The organism is Mycobacterium sp. DBP42 (genome assembly GCF_005924235.1).
Taxonomy (GTDB): Bacteria; Actinomycetota; Actinomycetes; order Mycobacteriales; family Mycobacteriaceae; genus Mycobacterium; species Mycobacterium syngnathidarum.
This window is the reverse complement of the sequence record NZ_VCMY01000011.1, coordinates 87,181-104,246: the sequence shown is the minus strand read 5'-3', so window position 1 is coordinate 104,246 and position 17,066 is coordinate 87,181. Positions and strand designations below refer to the sequence as shown.

The window sequence follows — 17,066 nt, the reverse complement described above, 5'->3', positions numbered from 1 at the left end:
CGACAGCGCACCGCCTGTCCCACAAAGGAGCACCCCATGACCGCAGCCGATGCACCAACGGCAGATCCGGTTCCGGCCGTCGAAGTCCAACGCCGAGGATTCGGCGTCGACGTCGGCGGCAGCGGGATCAAGGGCGGCATCGTCGACCTCGACACCGGGCTCCTCGTCGGCGAGCGTTTCAAGCTCGACACGCCGCAGCCGTCCACACCGGAAGCGGTCACGAAAACGGTGGCTGCGGTGGTGGCCGAGTTCGGTTGGACGGGCAGTGTGGGCGTCACCTACCCGGGCGTCGTGACCGAAGGCATCGTGCGCACCGCGGCCAATGTCGACAAAGGGTGGATCGGCGTGAACGCCGCCGAGGTGATCAGCACCGCACTCGGCGGGCGGCCGGTGCGTGTGCTCAACGATGCCGACGCGGCAGGTCTGGCCGAGGAGCACTACGGGGCGGGTAAGGACAACTCCGGTGTCGTGGTGCTGCTGACCTTCGGCACCGGTATCGGCTCCGCGGTCATTCACAACGGAGTGTTGTTGCCCAACACCGAATTTGGGCACTTGGAGGTGGACGGCAAGGAGGCCGAACACCGCGCTGCGTCCTCGGTGAAGGAGCGCAAGGACTGGAGTTACGCGCGGTGGAGCGAAGAGGTGAACAAGGTTCTGGTGACGATCGAGAACGCGATCTGGCCCGATCTGTTCATCGCCGGCGGCGGGATCAGCCGCAAGTCCGAGAAGTGGCTGCCACTGCTCAAGATCCGCACCCCGATCGTCCCCGCGGCGTTGCTCAACACCGCGGGCATCGTCGGCGCCGCCATGGCCAGCCAGCTTCCCGGCACCACCAACCCGCAAGCTACCGCCGGGTAACTTCGCTGAGTCTGCCGGGCGACGTGCCGAAATTTGCCGCTCGCGACGGTGAACACCCACAGTGTCGTTACAATGGTCCTCGGCGGCCGCCTACCGAATAGCGGTGAATATCCCAGCCGATAAGAACGCCAACATTCGATAGCAGACGCTTTCGGTGGAGTATGCCCATGCCCACCGTGAAATTTCGTGAGACCGAAAGGGTGTACGTGGCAGCGACAAAGGCAAGCCCGGCGACCGACGAGCCGGTGAAGCGCACCGCTACCAAGACTCCCGCCAAGAAGGCCCCGGCCAAGCGGGCAGCCAAGAGCACCGCGGGCAAGACTGAGGGCGGCACCGCCACCAAGCGCGCCCCCGCCAAGAAGGCGCCCGCCAAGAAGGCAGCCAAGGCCGCGGCGAGCAAGCCCGAAGACGTCAACGACGATCTTGAGACCACCGACGACCTGGAATCGGGCCCCGGCGACGATCTCGACGTCGAGGACACCGATCTCGAGCTCGACGACGATCTCGAGTCCGATGACGACGTCGAGGACTCAGCCGAGGACGAGGACGAGGACGAGGCGGAGTCCGGGGAAGGCAAGAACGCCAAGGCCGCCGCGCCGGCCAAAGAGGCGAAGGCCGACGAGGAGCACCCCGAGCCGTCGGAGAAGGACAAGGCCTCCGGCGACTTCGTGTGGGACGAGGAAGAGTCCGAGGCACTGCGGCAGGCACGCAAAGACGCCGAGCTGACGGCCTCGGCCGACTCGGTCCGCGCGTACCTGAAGCAGATCGGCAAGGTCGCCCTGCTCAACGCCGAGGAAGAGGTCGAGCTCGCCAAGCGCATCGAGGCCGGGCTGTTCGCCACCCAGAAGATGGCCGAGTTCGCCGAGAAGGGCGAGAAGCTCACCACCCAGGTGCGGCGCGACTACCAGTGGATCTGCCGTGACGGCGATCGCGCGAAAAACCATCTGCTGGAAGCCAACCTGCGCCTGGTCGTCTCGCTGGCCAAGCGCTACACCGGCCGCGGCATGGCGTTTCTCGACCTCATCCAGGAAGGCAACCTGGGCTTGATCCGCGCGGTCGAGAAGTTCGACTACACCAAGGGCTACAAGTTCTCCACCTACGCCACGTGGTGGATCCGCCAGGCCATCACCCGCGCCATGGCCGACCAGGCCCGCACCATCCGTATCCCGGTGCACATGGTCGAGGTGATCAACAAGCTGGGCCGTATCCAGCGTGAGCTCCTGCAGGACCTGGGTCGCGAGCCCACGCCCGAAGAGCTGGCCAAGGAAATGGACATCACGCCGGAGAAGGTGCTGGAGATCCAGCAGTACGCGCGTGAACCCATCTCGCTGGACCAGACCATCGGCGACGAGGGCGACAGCCAGCTCGGTGACTTCATCGAGGACTCCGAGGCCGTGGTGGCCGTCGACGCCGTGTCCTTCACCCTGCTGCAGGATCAGCTGCAGTCCGTGCTGGAGACCCTCTCCGAGCGCGAGGCCGGCGTGGTCCGGCTGCGCTTCGGCCTGACCGACGGCCAGCCGCGCACGCTCGACGAGATCGGCCAGGTCTACGGCGTGACCCGTGAGCGCATCCGCCAGATCGAGTCCAAGACCATGAGCAAGCTCCGTCACCCGAGCCGCTCGCAGGTACTGCGGGACTACCTGGACTAGACGCAGCCCCTCCTTCCGAAATCGGCACCGAGACCCAGCCCGGGTCCCGGTGCCGTTTTGTTGCGGGTCGCAACAGCTTGCGCCCAAGCTGAATTCGCCATCGCACCCCACATCGATACCGCTTCACCGCCGGATCTCCGGTGGACGGAGCGCCCCCAGCCAGTTAGTCGTACTCACCATTCACCGGCAGTCTCATTGAGCGGAACCGGCACTTCGGAGCCGCCCCGTTCGTGGCAGCGTGGACCTCCGGCGCGCGTGCCTGTGTTGCACATCACATATCGGCGCCATCCAGACGCACCGCAATGTGAATGAGGAGAGTCGGCATGGCCACAGTGGGACGGCGCCGTGATCAGTTCTGACACGGCAACCAAACCGGTCCGCGCGATCGGCGGCTTTTATGCGATGGCCCTGGACACGTTCGTGCTCATGTTCCAGCCACCGTTCGCTTGGCGGGAATTCCTGCTGCAGACGTGGTTTGTCGCCCGCGTGTCGATCGTGCCGACGTTGATGCTGTCCATCCCGTTCACGGTGCTCACCACCTTCACGCTCAACATCCTGCTGGTCGAGTTCGGTGCGGCCGACTTTTCCGGCACCGGCGCCGCACTGGGCGCCGTCACCCAGATCGGCCCGATCGTCACGGTGCTCGTCGTGGCCGGCGCCGGCGCCACCGCCATGTGCGCCGACCTGGGCGCACGCACCATCCGCGAAGAACTCGACGCGCTGCGGGTACTCGGTATCAACCCGGTGCAGGCCCTCGTGGTGCCGCGGGTACTCGCGGCCACCGTGGTGGCCTTCCTACTGTCGGGCTTGGTCACGATCGTCGGCCTGGCAGGCGGTTTCGTGTTCTCGGTGTTCATCCAGCACGTGACCCCGGGCGCGTTCGCCGCGGGTCTGACGCTGCTGGTCGGCTTGCCCGAGGTGCTGATCTCGTTGATCAAGTCGGCGATATTCGGCATCGCGGCAAGCCTGATCGCTTGCTACAAGGGCATTTCCGTTGACGGCGGACCCGCCGGCGTCGGCAACGCGGTCAACGAGACGGTCGTGTTCTCCTTCATCGCGCTGTTCGTGATCAACGTCATCGCGACGGCCGTCGGAGTGAAGGCCACCGCATGAGCAACCCGGTCGCAAAAATCCCCTTCCCGCGTGTTCGCCGCACAGTCTCATCTTGGGTCGACGAGTGGAACAAGGTCGGCCGACAGTCGCAGTTCTACGCCAAGACCATCGCGTCCATCGGCGAGGCGTTCGTCCACTACAAGCTCGAGATGGTACGGCTGATCGCCCAGATGAGCCTGGGCACAGGTGCTCTCGCGGTAATCGGTGGCACCGTGGTGGTGGTCGGGTTCCTCACCCTGTCCGGCGGTGCGCTGATCGCCGTGCAGGGATACAACTCCCTGGCCGGTATCGGTGTCGAAGCCCTGACCGGATTCACCTCCGCCTACCTGAACGTGCGCCTCATCGCACCGCTCAACGCGGGTATCGGCCTAGCGGCCACGATCGGCGCCGGCGCCACCGCCCAGCTGGGCGCAATGCGGATCGCCGAAGAGATCGACGCCCTCGAGGTGATGGGTATCCGATCGGTGACGTACCTGGCCTCCACCCGTGTGGTAGCCGGCGTGGTCGTGGTGATTCCGCTGTATTGCGTTGCGGTCCTTGCCTCTTTCGCTGCCGCACGCATCGGGACCACCGCCGTCTACGGCCAGTCGACCGGAGTTTACGACCATTACTTCAACACATTCCTGAACCCGACCGACCTCATCTGGTCGTTCTTCCAGGCCATCACGATGGCGATCGTGGTGATGCTGGTGCACACCTACTACGGATTCACCGCGAGCGGCGGTCCCGCAGGCGTCGGTGAGGCCGTCGGCCGGGCGGTCCGCACCTCCCTGGTCTCAGCCGTGTTCGTGACCTTGTTCGTCTCTCTGGCCATCTACGGCCAGTCCGGCAACTTCAACCTGTCCGGGTAGCGGCATGCAGAACAGACCTGGCGAATATCGCCTTCACCCCGCGTGGTGGACCGCAATCCTGATCGCCGCGATCGTCGCGATGATCTTCGTGACCATGTCCCTGTTCTCCGGATCGTTCCGGACCTATGTCCCCGTGACGGTCACGTCCGACCGCGCCGGCCTGGTGATGGAGAGCGGCGGCAAGGTCAAGATGCGTGGTGTCCAGGTCGGGCGGGTCGAACGGATCAGCAGTTCCACCGATCAGGTGAGCCTGCGCCTGCAAATCGAGCCCGACCAGATCAAGTTCATCCCGTCCAACGTCGAGGCGCAGATCAGGGCCACCAGCGTGTTCGGCGCCAAGTACGTCGATCTCGTCTACCCGGACCAGCCCAGCTCGTCGCGGCTGGCCGCCGGCGCCGTACTGCGATCACGCAACGTCACCACCGAGGTGAACACCGTCTTCGGCAACCTCGTCGACCTGCTCCACCAGATCGACCCGGCCAAACTCAACGCGGTCCTGACGGCCCTGGCCGACGGCGTGCGGGGCCAGGGCGAGCGGATCGGTCAGGCCACTACCGACGCGAATACCGTGCTGGCCGAGCTCAACCCACGCAACGAGACGCTACGCACGGACTGGCAGTCGCTCCAGGCGTTCTCCGACACCTACGGCGCAGCCGCCGCCGACATCGTCTCCACCCTGGATGCGGTGAGTACCTCCAGCGCCACGATCAGCAGCCACCCCGACGCGCTGGATGCATTGCTGCTCAACACGATCGGGCTCTCGAAGTCAGGGACGGCGCTGCTCGAACCCAACAGGCAGAACTTTGTCGACGGGATCAACACACTGGAACCGACCACCACCCTGCTGCACAAGTACAACCCCGAGTACACCTGCATGCTGGTGGGCGCCAAGTGGTATCTGGACAATGGCGGCTACGACGGGGCCGGTGGCATCGACGGTCGCTCCACAATCCTGGACACCGGCCTGCTGCTCGGCTCCGATCAGTACCGCTACCCGGACAATCTGCCGATCGTCAATGCCAAGGGCGGGCCCGGCGGTAAGCCCGGTTGCGGATCGCTACCGATCGTCGACAAGAACTTCCCGGTGCGCTATCTGGTCACCGACACCGGCTGGGGCACCGGCCTGGACATGCGGCCCAATCCGGGTATCGGGCATCCCTGGTGGATCAACTACTTCCCGGTGACCCGCGCCGCACCTGAACCTCCCGGCGTGCTCGGCATCGGCCCGCCCGCGATCGGCCCGGTCCCCCACCCGGACGCGCCGCCCTACGGCGCACCGCAGTACGGACCGGACGGCGCACCCCTGTATCCGGGCGTACCACCGGCCCCGGCACCTGAACCCCCACCCGCTCCGTAGAACCGCGACAGCAGAGGACCACGTTCGTGAAAGACAACCTGTCAGGCGCCGTCTGGCGCCTGGTCATCTTCGTGACCGTGTGTGTGCTCGGACTGGTGGCACTGCTGGCGGTGTTCGCCCAGCTGCGATTCCAGGACGAGAAGACCTACAACGCACTGTTCACCAATGCCACCGGGTTGGCGAACGGCAACTTCGTACGGATCGCCGGAGTGGAGGTCGGCAAGGTCAAGAAGCTGACCGTCCGGGACGACAACCTGGTCACCGTGGAGTTCTCCGCGGACGACACCGTGGTGCTGACCGAAGGCACCCGCGCCTCGGTGCGCTACGACAACCTGATCGGCGGGCGCTTTCTGGCGCTCGAGGAGGGCGCCGGTGACGTGACCCGACTCGAGCCGGGCGACACAATCCCCGTCGACCAGACCCAGCCGGCGCTCGACCTGGACGCCCTGATCGGCGGCTTCCGCCCGCTGTTTCGCGCTTTGGACCCCGAGCAGGTCAACGCGCTGAGTGGGCAGTTGATCAGCGCACTACAGGGCCAGGGCGGCACCGTCGGCTCGTTTCTCACCCAGACCGCTGCGCTGACAAGCACTTTGGCCGACCGCGATCAGTTGATCGGCGAGGTGATCACGAATCTGAACACCGTGCTCGGTTCGCTGGGCGAGCAGAGCGGGCAGTTCTCGGAGGCCGTGGACTCCCTGTCGCAACTTGTCGCCGCTCTGGCTGAACGCAAGACCGACGTCGGCAGCGCGGTCCACAACATCGACGACGCGACGGGTTCGATCACCGACCTGTTGGCCCGCTCTCGCGCGCCGTTCGGCAAGACGGTGCGAGAGGCCGACCGCGCCGCCGGAATCGTGGTCGCCGATCACGAATATCTCGACAACTTCCTCAACACCCTGCCCGACACGTTCCAGATGCTGGGGCGCCAGGGCATCTACGGCGACTACTTCAGCTTCTACCTCTGCGACATCGTGCTGAAGCTGAACGGTAAAGGTGGCCAACCGGTTTACGTGAAGATGGCCGGCCAGTCCTCGGGACGGTGCACACCCAAATGAAGACTTTCAGCGAGCGCAACCCCCTGGTGATCGGCGCAGCCGGCATCGCCACGACCGCGGGCCTGGTCATCGGCGCGATGCAGTATGACAAGTTGCCATTCCTGTCCGCCGGTGAGAGCTACTCGGCATACTTCGCCGAAGCGGGCGGACTGGCGTCGGGCGCAGCGGTGCAGGTGTCAGGTGTCCAGGTCGGTGAGGTGTCCGGGATCGAACTCGACGGGGCCCGGGTTCTGGTTTCCTTCCAGGTGGCCGACGACATCCGCCTCGGCGACCGCTCCGAGGCGGCGATCAAGACGAAAAGTCTGTTGGGCACAAAGGTCCTGGAGGTGACCCCGCGCGGCGACGGCCGGTTGCGCGACACCATCCCGCTGGATCGGACCATCTCCCCCTATCAGCTGCCCGACGCCCTCGGCGACCTGTCGGCCACCATCAGTGGACTCGACACCACCAAGGTCTCCGACGCGTTGTCAACGCTGTCGGAGACCTTCCACGACACCCCTCCGGCGCTCAGCGCGACCCTCAAAGGCGTTGCGCGGTTCTCCGATACGCTCAATCGCCGCGACGAGAGCCTGCGCACCCTGCTCGACAACGCGAAGAAGTCGACCGCCGTGCTGGCCGAACGTAGCGATCAGGTGGTGGGCCTGATCGCGAACAGCAACGCCCTGCTGGCCGAGCTGCAGGGCCAGAGCGCTGCCCTCGACCAGATCGCCACCAACATCTCGTCGCTGTCCCAACAGCTCTCGGCGTTCGTCGCGGAGAATCGCACTCAGCTCAAGCCGGCACTGGACAAGGTCAACGGCGTGCTGGCGATCGTGGACAACCGCAAGGACCGGGTACAGAAGTCCATCAAGCTGCTGAACGCGTACGCGATGTCCCTGGGCGAATCGGTGTCGTCCGGGCCGTTTTTCAAGGCTTACGTGTCCAATCTGCTGCCCGGACAGTTCCTGCAGCCATTCATCGATGCGGCGTTCTCCGATCTCGGCCTCGACCCGAACGTGCTGCCGCCCTCCGAGCTCACCGATCCCCCGACCGGCCAGCCCGGAATCCCGGCGATGCCGGTGCCGTTCCCGCGAACCGGCCAGGGCGGCGAGCCCCATCTGACGCTTCCCGACGCGATCACCGGCAATCCTGGCGACCCCCGGTACCCATACCGCGAACCACTGCCCGCACCGCCGCCGGGCGGCCCGCCACCGGGCCCACCCGCCCCGGCGCCGCCGGGCCTGGAATCTGTGCCGACGCCGTCCGGCGTGCACGTCAGCGACCCACTACCGGAGGCCGGACGATGACCGCTTCAGCACGGATGCGGATCGCGCTCAGTGCGCTGCTGGTGGGCTGCCTGATCGCTGGTGCTGTTGCGGTGCTGAGGATTTCGCCGAGCCTGAACCAGATCCACGTGGTCGGCTACTTCGACAACACCAACGGCATGTTCGTCGGCGACGAGGTGCGGATCCTCGGGGTGCCGGTCGGCACGATCGACAAGATCGAGGCCGAGCCCCACCGGGTCAAGGTCAGTTTCTCCTACGCTGCCAAGTACCGGGTGCCTGCCGACGCCAACGCCGCGATCCTGTCACCGTCGCTGGTGACCTCCCGCGCCATACAGCTCACCCCGGCCTACACCGGTGGTCCGGTGCTGGCGGACAATGCCGTGATCCCGCAGGAGCGCACCGCGGTTCCGGTGGAGTGGGACGACTTTCGCGTACAGCTGGAGAAACTCACCGAAAGTCTCAAACCCACCGGGCCCGGCGGGCTCAGCACGTTGGGCGAGCTGGTCAGTACCGGCGCGGACAATCTGCGCGGCGAGGGCGGCAATGTCCGCGACACGCTGATCAAGATGTCGCAGGCGTTCTCGGCACTCGGCGACCACAGCGAAGATCTGTTCTCATCGGTGCGCAACCTGGCCACCCTGGTTTCGGCGTTGCAGTCGAGCACCGACCTGATGAGTCGGCTCAACCGCAACTTCGCGGGGGTCACGGCGCTACTGGCCAACGACCCCGACGAGATCGGGAACTCCATGCGCGATCTCAACGTGGCGGTGGCCGACGTGCAGGGCTTCCTGGCCGAGAACCGCGAAACCCTCGGCACCACCTCGGACAAGCTGGCCTCGGTGAGTCAGGCTTTGAACGACAGCCTCGACGACATCAAGCAGACTCTGCACATCGCGCCGACATCGCTGGCCAACTTCCTCAACATCTACAACCCGGCGCAGAACGCACTGACGGGAATGCTCGCGGTGAGCAACTTCAACAATCCGGTGAGTTTCCTGTGCGGTGCGATCCAGGCGGCGTCGCGGCTGGGCGCAGAACAGTCGGCGAAGCTGTGCGTGCAGTATCTGGCGCCGATCATCAAGAACCGCCAGTACAACTTCCTGCCGTTCGGAATGAACCCCATCGTCGGCACACAGGCCAGGCCGAACGAGATCACCTACAGCGAGGACTGGATGCGTCCTGATCACGTGCCCGCGGCGGGCGCTCCGGAAACGCCGCGGGCCGCAACCGAACCCGCCCAACCTCAGCCGGGTGGCCCGCTGCCCGCCGAAGCCGTGTCCACCGACCCGGGCGCCGGTCTGTCCGGCCTGATGGTGCCGCCGACCGGAGCCGGCTCGTGAACCGGATCCGGCGGCGATGCACCGCCGCTGCGGTGCTCGCGTTGTCGGTCGCCACTTCGGCATCGGGTTGCGGATGGAAGGGGCTGAACTCGATACCGCTACCCGGCACTGCCGGCCAGGGCCCCGGGGCATACACCATCACCGCGCAGATGCCCGATGTCACGAATATTCAACAGAATTCGCGGGTACGCGTCGGTGACGTCACGGTCGGCAACGTCACCAAGATCGAGCGGCAGGGCTGGCATGCGTTGCTGACCATGCGCATAGACGGTGACGTGAACCTACCGGCCAACACGACCGCCAAGATCGGCCAGACCAGCCTGCTCGGCTCGCTGCATGTCGAGCTCGCATCACCGGACGGCGCTGCGCCCGCGGGCCGGCTCCACGAGGGCTCACAGATCCCGCTGACCAGTGCCGGCGCCTACCCCTCGACCGAGCAGACCCTGGCCGCGGCGTCGATGCTGCTCAACGGCGGCGGTATCGGCCAGATCCAGGAGATCACCAAGGCATTCAGCACTGCCTTCGCCGGCCGGGAGCACGATCTGCGCAGCCTGATACAGCAACTGGACACGTTCATCGCGTCTGCGAACGACCAGACCGACGACATCATCGCGGCGACCGAGGGCTTCAACAACATGATGAGCCAGTTCGCCTCGCAGAAGCCGGTTCTCGACCGTGCGCTGACCACGATCCCCGAAGCACTGACCGTTCTGAAGGACCAGCGCAACAATCTCGTCGAGGTACTCGATCGACTCGGCCGGTTCAGCAGCATCGCCGCCGGAGCGGTCGAGGAGTCCAAAGAAGCACTGATCAAGGAGTTCTCAGATCTGGGACCGGTGCTGGAATCGCTGGCCAACGCCGGTCCCGCGCTGACCCGGTCCCTGAGTTTCCTGGCCACCTTCCCGTGGCCGAAAGAGACGTTGGACAAGTGGGTTCGCGGCGACTACGCGAACCTGACGGCCGTGATCGACATGACACTGAGCCGCCTCGACTCGTCGTTGTTCACCGGCACTCGCTGGGAAGGCGACCTCACCGAGCTGGAAATGCAATGGGGCCGGACCATCGGCCAGATGCCCAGCCCATACACCGCGGGCAACCCGCTGGTGGTGCCATATCACCTGGATCAGGGGCCCTGACATGCATCTGAATAGACGAATCAAGATCCAGTTGGCGATCTTCGGTCTGGTCGCGATCGTGGCCGGTTCACTCATGGTGTTCGGCTACATGCGGTTGCCCTGGCTGATGTTCAATGCGGGTCACTACACGGTCCGCATGGAACTACCGCACACCGGTGGTCTGTACAAGAGCGGCAACGTCACCTACCGCGGTACCGAGGTGGGCCGGGTGATGGCGGTCAACCTCACCGACTCCGGCGTCGAGGCGGTGCTCTCGCTGCAATCCGACATCGCGATACCTTCCGACCTCGATGCCGAGGTACACAGTCAGAGCGCCGTCGGCGAACAGTTCATTGCCCTGGTGCCGCGCGACGCCCATGCCCGGCCGCTGCGCGACGGGGACGTGATTCCGTCGGACCGCACCTCGATACCGCCGGACATCAACACCCTGCTCGATGCGACGAACGCGGGTCTGAAGGCGATTCCGAACGACGACCTCAAGACCGTGATCGACGAAAGCTACACGGCGGTCGGTGGTCTCGGTCCGGAGATCTCGCGGTTCGTGAAAGGTTCCACGGCGCTGGCCATCGACGCCCGCGAGAACCTGGATCCGCTGACGGCGCTGGTGGACCAGAGCGCACCCGTGCTGGATTCACAGTCGAACACCAGCGATTCGATCCAGGCCTGGGCCGCCAATCTCGCGACGATCACCAAACAACTGCAGGCCAACGACGAAGCCGTGGCCGGAGTACTCAAGAACGGCGCGCCCGCCGCCGGCGAGGCCCGGGCGCTGTTCGAACGCCTGCAACCGACCCTGCCGGTGGTACTGGCGAACCTGGTCAGCACCGGAAAGGTGGCGGTCACCTATCAGCCCGCCATCGAACAGCTGCTGGTGCTGCTCCCACAGGGCACCGCCATCATGCAGGCGATCGGTGTACCCAACCGCAACATCGACTCTCCGTACCGCGGCGCCTACCTGAGCTTCAAGCTCAACTTCAACTTGCCGCCGCCATGCACCACGGGATACCTGCCCGCCCAGCAGCAGCGGGTCGCGACGTTCGAGGACTACCCGGACCGCCCGGCGGGCGATCTGTACTGCCGCGTGCCACAGGATTCCATGTTCAATGTGCGTGGCGCACGCAACATTCCGTGTATGACGGTGCCCGGCAAGCGCGCTCCCACCGTGAAGATGTGTGAGAGCGACGAGCAATACGTACCGCTCAACGACGGGCTCAGTTGGAAGGGCGACCCGAACGCCACCCTGTCCGGCCAGGATATCCCGCAGCTCCCGCCGGGCTCGCCACCACAACAGGCACCGGCGCCTCCCCCACCGATCACCGTCGCCGAATACGACCCCGCCACAGGCACATACGTGGCGCCGGACGGAAAGGTCTACACCCAGGCAGACCTGGGTCAGAATGCAGACAAGGAGCAGACGTGGCAGTCGATGATGATGCCTCCCACGGCGAACTGAACGAACACGGGCCCGACGGAGCCGAACCGGAGCACACCGAATCGCCAGGCACCGAACCGGACCGAGCCGATGCCGGGAAATCCGCGAAGGCCGATGCCACCCCTGACGCTTCGGCCACGCCCGGTGCCCGATCCGGACTGCGCACCGCGCTGGTCGCCGGCGCGGCCACCGTGGTGGCGCTGACAGGTGTGTCGGGCTGGCTGGGGTTCCGGTCGTACGAAACACATCAGGCCGACCAGCAGCGCGAGCTGTTCCTGTCGGTCGGCCGGCAGGGGGCGCTGAATCTGACGACGCTCAAGCACACCGAGATCGAGGCCGATGTGCAACGCATCCTCGACGCCGCAACCGGCGGGTTTCACGACGACTTTCAGAAGCGGGCTCCCGCATTCGTCGAGGTCGTCAAGAAGGCTCAGTCCACCTCGGAGGGCACCATCACCGAGGCGGGATTGGAATCACAGACGCCCGACAGCGCCCAGGTGCTCGTCGCGGTGTCGGTGAAAACCTCCAATGCCGGTGCACCCGAGCAGGATCCGCGCGCGTGGCGGATGCGGATCGGGGTCCAGAAGGTCGGCGACGAAACCAAAGTATCGAATGTGGAGTTTGTACCGTGACCCAGCTCGACGTCACCCCGCAAGATCTCGCTGTTGTCGACGACGACATCACTGAGCACGACACGACCGGCACCACCAACGATGCGACCGCCGTAGATCGGCCCGGGACAACCGGAACCGACAGACGGTGGCCTAAGCGGCCCATCGCCTGGAGCCGGCTCGTCGCCTTCGGCGTGCTACCCGGCGCCGCGCTGACGCTGACGCTGGGCGCGGCATATCTGAAGTACCAAGATGATTCGAACCGGCGCACAGATGCCGCACGCGTCGAATCGGTCCAGGCAGCGACACAGAACACCATCAAAATGCTGTCGTATCGCGCCGACAACGTGGCGCAGGACCTTGAATCGGCGAAGGACAACCTCACCGGTGAATTCCGGGACTCCTACACATCGCTGATCCACGACGTGGTGATCCCGGGTGCGAGACAGAAGCAGATCTCTGCGGTGGCGACCGTTCCGGCCGCGTCGCCGGTGTCCGTCGCGCCCGATCACGCCGTGGTGCTGGTGTACGTGAACCAGTCGATCATCATGGGTGCCGAGCCACCCACCAGCACGGCGTCCAGTGTGCGGGTGACCCTCGACCAAGTCGACGGCCGCTGGCTCACCTCCGAATTCGACCCGGTCTGATCTGTCACCCTGCGTGGACTCACGATCTGGCCGGTACCCGCGTCAGCGAAAGGCGGTAGCACCACAAGTGACAACGGTTTCCAGCGGACGCCGAACGCCCGTCCTGCTATTGGCCTCCTGCGCGGTGGCCGGGGCGTTGGGCTTGGCCCTCGCGCCCCCCGCGGCGCGAGCCGACGCAGTGGCCTACCTGGTGAACGTCACGGTGCGACCGGGTTACAACTTCGCCGGCGCCGACCACGCCCTGGCCTACGGGCGCGGCATCTGCGGCAAGGTCAACGCCGGGCTGCCCTACGGCGACCTCATGCAGGATGTCAAGCACGATTTCGGCAACCCCGACGAATATCAGGCCGGGTACCTGATCAATCAGGCCGTCAACGAACTATGCCCGGCAGCGATCTGGCAGCTGCGCAACTCGGCTGTCGGTTACCGGGCACGGCCCAACTGAACGGGACTGACCGAATGGACGACGATATGGCCAAGTGGCACAAGGTGAAGCGCCGGGTGAGCCAATACAGCGTGGCGTGTTTGGTTCCCGCCGCATTGATCACCATGGCACCGGTGGTACATGCGGACAACAAGCGGTTCAACAAGAGTGTGGAGTCCAACGTCTTCACCATCAGGCGCCAGGCCGGCTGCCCGGTCGACATCAAGGCCGACCCGCAGCTGCGCCTGGCCGCCCAGTGGCACACCAACGATGTACTGAACCACCGCGAACTCGACGGGGACATCGGCTCAGACGGCTCCACACCCCAGGACCGCGCCGAGGCAGCGGGCTTTGGCGGCCGAGTCGCCGAGACCGTGGCGATCAACCCCGCCATGGCGATGAGCGGAATCGAGTTGATGAACCGGTGGTTCCACAACCCCGCGTACCTGGCGATCATGCGGGACTGTGCCAACACCAAGATCGGGGTCTGGTCGGAGAACAGCCTGGACCGAACCGTGGTGGTCGCCGTGTACGGGCAAGCCGGATAAGCCGATATGGACGTCGATCCCGAAATCGCAGCACTGCTCCCGGCTCTGAACACCGGATTTCCCGCCGTCGAGACGATGAGCGGCGCCGAGGCGCGGGCTGCCGTACGGGCGCGGTACCGGCCCGCGGAGCGGCCGCAACCCATCGGGGCGGTCGAGAACCGCGTGATTCCCGGCGACATCCCGGTGCGGATCTACCGGCCGGCACCGGAATCGGCGTTGCCGGACTCCGGAAGAGCGCTGCCGATCGTCGTGTTCGCGCACGGCGGTGGATTCGTCTTCTGCGATCTGGACACCCACGACGACCTGTGCCGGTCGATGAGCAACGGGGTCGGCGCGGTGGTGATCGCCGTCGACTACCGGCTCGCACCGGAGTTCCGGTGGCCCACCGCGGCCGAGGACATCTACTCCGCACTGTGCTGGGCCGCGGCGTCGGCACGAGACCTCGGCGGTGACGCGACCAGGATCGTCGTCGCCGGCGACAGCGCCGGCGGCAACCTCGCCGCGGTCACCACGATCCTGGCCCGTGATCGTGGCGGTCCGCAGATCGCCTGCCAGGCATTGCTGTACCCGGTGATCGCCGCGGACTTCGGCACCGAGTCGTACCGCCGGTTCGAGACCGGGTTCTACAACACTCGTGCCGCCATGGCCTGGTACTGGGATCAGTACGTACCGGACGTCGCCGACCGCGGCCATCCCCACGCCTCGCCACTGCAGGCGAAGCTGGGTGGGCTACCACCGGCAGTGGTGGTCACCGCGGGTTTGGACCCACTGCACTCCGAAGGCTCGGCTTACGCCGAAGCACTTGTGGCCCAGGGGGTGCCGGTGGCGTACCGCGACTACGCCGGCGCCATCCACGGGTTCATGACGATGCCGTCGCTGACGCTGGCCGGCAAGGCCACACGTCAGCTGTGCTCCGATATCCGCAGCGCGCTCGGCCGCTAGGCCGGCAGATCCTGGTGAATGTCGAAGCCCTTGTAGCCGGCCGCTGCGACGTCGGCGATGATCTCGCCGTAGACGCCGAAACCGCCGACGAACGGCATGAATACCCGCGGTTTGCCTGGGATGTTCGCCCCGAGGTACCACGAATTGGCCTGAGGCATGAGCGTTGCAGCGGCACGTCGAGTGCATTCGGCCACCCACTCGGCCGCGGAGTCCTCGCGTGCCTCGATCGCGGGCGCGCCCTGGGCATCGAGGTAAGCGATCGCGTCAGCCACCCAGTTCAAGTGCAATTCGGAGTGCAGCACCATGTTGGCCAGCACCGAAGGGGCGCCGGGGCCTGCAATGTTGAACAGGTTCGGAAAGCCCGGGACACCGAGACCCAGGTACGTCACCGGACCTTCACCCCACGCCTCGTTCAGGGTCCGGCCGGCACGGCCCACGATGTTGAGCTTCTGGACCGATCCGGTCATCGCGTCGAACCCGGTGGCCAGCACGAGTGCGTCCAGGTCGTAGTGCGCGTCGGCGGTGTCGATACCCGAAGGGTCGATCCGCTCGATCGGCGTGGCCCGCAGATTCACCAACGCAACATTGTCTCGGTTGAAGGTCTGAAAGTAGTTGTCGTCAGTGCAGATTCGCTTTGCGCCGATCGGATGGTCCTTCGGGATCAACACGTCGGCGACCGCGGGATCGTCGATCACGGCTCGCACCTTCTGCTCCCAGAACCGTCGCGCGGTGTCGTTGGCCTCGAGGGTCACCAACTGGTCCGGGAAGGCCTTGGAGAACAACACGCCGCCCAGTTCCCAGCGGCGTTCGTAGGTCTGTTGCAGTTCCTCGGCCGAAACCTCAAGGGCGGACTTGGGATGCGGCTGGTGCGGTGAACCGCCGCCGCTGAGCATCGAGAGCCTGCGCCGCTCGGCGTAGCCCGCCTTCTGCGCGGCCCGCGTCTCGTCGTCGAGCGGGATGTTTCCGGCCGGCACGCTGTAGTTCGGGGTCCGCTGGAAGACGAAGAGTTGTTCGGCTTCCTTGGCGATGCAGGGGATCGCCTGGATACCAGAGGACCCGGTACCGATCACCCCTACCCGCTTGCCCGTGAAATCGACGCCTTCGTGCGGCCAGTGCGCGGTGTGGTAGACCTCGCCCGCGAACGAATCGAGGCCCTCTATCGCCGGGATGTTCGCGTTCGACAGCGGGCCGACCGCCAGGATGCAGAAGCGTGCGGACACCGCGTCGCCACGGTCGGTGCGGACCTGCCAGCGCAGCGTCTTCTCGTCCAGCACCATATCGGTCACGCGAGTCTCGAACGATATGTCGCGCCGCAGGTCGAACCGGTCGGCGACGTGGTTGAGGTAGGCCAGGATCTCCGGCTGGGTGGCGTACTTCTCGGTCCAGTTCCACTCCTGCTCAAGATCGGAGTCGAACGAATACGAGTAGTCGACACTCTCGACGTCGCACCGGGCACCGGGATACCGGTTCCAGTACCAGACACCGCCCACCCCGGCGGCGGCCTCGAACACCCGCACCGAAAGCCCTTGCTGCCGCATGCGATGCAATGCGTATAGCCCGGCGAATCCGGCCCCCACCACAACCACGTCCACCGTGGCGGTGGTTTTTCCGGCGGTACCTGACGGAGCTTGCTGGGCTGTCACTGTCGATGCCTTTCGCTTCAATGTTCGGTGCGTCACGTTACGAACGACCGCATGAAGCGAACACCGGGTGTCTCACTCACCGGTACGAGGCTGACGGTCCGGAGCGGCGCGGCAGCGATTCGTGCCCTTCGCCCCCGGCGCGGCGGAGTCGCGTCGACCGCACCTGGCGTGCCTCGACCCTAACCACCAGCCGGC

General features: G+C 65.7%; 16 protein-coding genes. 15 read left to right on the top strand and 1 reads right to left on the bottom strand.

Going from position 1 to position 17,066, the window contains the following annotated elements; genetic code table 11:
• Nucleotides 1-36: 36 nt before the first annotated feature.
• The 15 genes from ppgK (at nucleotide 37) to E0T84_RS13640 (ending at nucleotide 15,228) form a co-directional block, all read left to right on the top strand.
• A complete protein-coding gene (gene ppgK / locus E0T84_RS13710; RefSeq protein ID WP_070187026.1) occupies nucleotides 37-858 on the top strand; it encodes a polyphosphate--glucose phosphotransferase in 822 nt (273 codons plus the stop codon).
• Between the two features lie 206 nt (nucleotides 859-1,064).
• Nucleotides 1,065-2,507, top strand: a complete 1,443-nt coding sequence (locus E0T84_RS13705) for an RNA polymerase sigma factor (RefSeq protein ID WP_110765045.1) — start codon at nucleotides 1,065-1,067, stop codon at nucleotides 2,505-2,507.
• A gap of 402 nt (nucleotides 2,508-2,909) precedes the next feature.
• A complete protein-coding gene (locus E0T84_RS13700; RefSeq protein ID WP_171055020.1) occupies nucleotides 2,910-3,620 on the top strand; it encodes an ABC transporter permease in 711 nt (236 codons plus the stop codon).
• The gene (locus E0T84_RS13695) at nucleotides 3,617-4,471 is read left to right on the top strand and encodes an ABC transporter permease (protein ID WP_138744701.1); all 855 of its coding nucleotides are present in this window, start codon (nucleotides 3,617-3,619) and stop codon (nucleotides 4,469-4,471) included. The genes E0T84_RS13700 and E0T84_RS13695 overlap by 4 nt, the downstream gene beginning before the upstream one ends.
• Nucleotides 4,472-4,475: 4 nt before the next feature.
• Nucleotides 4,476-5,828: an MCE family protein gene (locus E0T84_RS13690; protein ID WP_070187030.1), complete on the top strand. Its 1,353-nt coding sequence runs from the start codon at nucleotides 4,476-4,478 to the stop codon at nucleotides 5,826-5,828.
• 26 nt (nucleotides 5,829-5,854) lie between these two features.
• Complete coding sequence (locus tag E0T84_RS13685; RefSeq protein WP_070187031.1) at nucleotides 5,855-6,883, top strand: MCE family protein; 1,029 nt, start codon at nucleotides 5,855-5,857, stop codon at nucleotides 6,881-6,883.
• On the top strand, nucleotides 6,880-8,169 hold the full coding sequence (locus E0T84_RS13680; protein WP_138744700.1) for an MCE family protein: 1,290 nt from the start codon (nucleotides 6,880-6,882) through the stop codon (nucleotides 8,167-8,169). Before E0T84_RS13685 ends, E0T84_RS13680 begins: the two co-directional genes overlap by 4 nt.
• The gene (locus tag E0T84_RS13675; RefSeq protein ID WP_070186562.1) at nucleotides 8,166-9,488 is read left to right on the top strand and encodes an MCE family protein; all 1,323 of its coding nucleotides are present in this window, start codon (nucleotides 8,166-8,168) and stop codon (nucleotides 9,486-9,488) included. Before E0T84_RS13680 ends, E0T84_RS13675 begins: the two co-directional genes overlap by 4 nt.
• A 5-nt stretch (nucleotides 9,489-9,493) precedes the next feature.
• Complete coding sequence (locus tag E0T84_RS13670; protein ID WP_305801190.1) at nucleotides 9,494-10,624, top strand: MCE family protein; 1,131 nt, start codon at nucleotides 9,494-9,496, stop codon at nucleotides 10,622-10,624.
• Between the two features lies 1 nt (nucleotide 10,625).
• Entirely contained in the window at nucleotides 10,626-12,077 is a 1,452-nt protein-coding gene (locus tag E0T84_RS13665; RefSeq protein WP_070186518.1) for an MCE family protein, read from the top strand.
• Nucleotides 12,041-12,688 carry a hypothetical protein gene (locus tag E0T84_RS13660; protein ID WP_083284179.1) on the top strand — a complete coding sequence of 216 codons (648 nt, stop codon included), beginning with the start codon at nucleotides 12,041-12,043 and terminating at the stop codon, nucleotides 12,686-12,688. The genes E0T84_RS13665 and E0T84_RS13660 overlap by 37 nt, the downstream gene beginning before the upstream one ends.
• A complete protein-coding gene (locus E0T84_RS13655) occupies nucleotides 12,685-13,314 on the top strand; it encodes a hypothetical protein (protein ID WP_234998294.1) in 630 nt (209 codons plus the stop codon). The genes E0T84_RS13660 and E0T84_RS13655 overlap by 4 nt, the downstream gene beginning before the upstream one ends.
• A 103-nt stretch (nucleotides 13,315-13,417) precedes the next feature.
• Complete coding sequence (locus tag E0T84_RS13650) at nucleotides 13,418-13,759, top strand: DUF732 domain-containing protein (protein ID WP_110765008.1); 342 nt, start codon at nucleotides 13,418-13,420, stop codon at nucleotides 13,757-13,759.
• Nucleotides 13,760-13,785: 26 nt separating this feature from the next.
• Nucleotides 13,786-14,286: a CAP domain-containing protein gene (locus E0T84_RS13645; RefSeq protein WP_070186565.1), complete on the top strand. Its 501-nt coding sequence runs from the start codon at nucleotides 13,786-13,788 to the stop codon at nucleotides 14,284-14,286.
• Between the two features lie 6 nt (nucleotides 14,287-14,292).
• Nucleotides 14,293-15,228: an alpha/beta hydrolase gene (locus E0T84_RS13640; RefSeq protein WP_070186520.1), complete on the top strand. Its 936-nt coding sequence runs from the start codon at nucleotides 14,293-14,295 to the stop codon at nucleotides 15,226-15,228.
• On the opposite strand, the gene E0T84_RS13635 is transcribed toward E0T84_RS13640, so the two are convergent.
• Entirely contained in the window at nucleotides 15,225-16,871 is a 1,647-nt protein-coding gene (locus tag E0T84_RS13635; protein WP_070186521.1) for an NAD(P)/FAD-dependent oxidoreductase, read from the bottom strand. The genes E0T84_RS13640 and E0T84_RS13635 overlap by 4 nt on opposite strands.
• Nucleotides 16,872-17,066 lie beyond the last annotated feature (195 nt).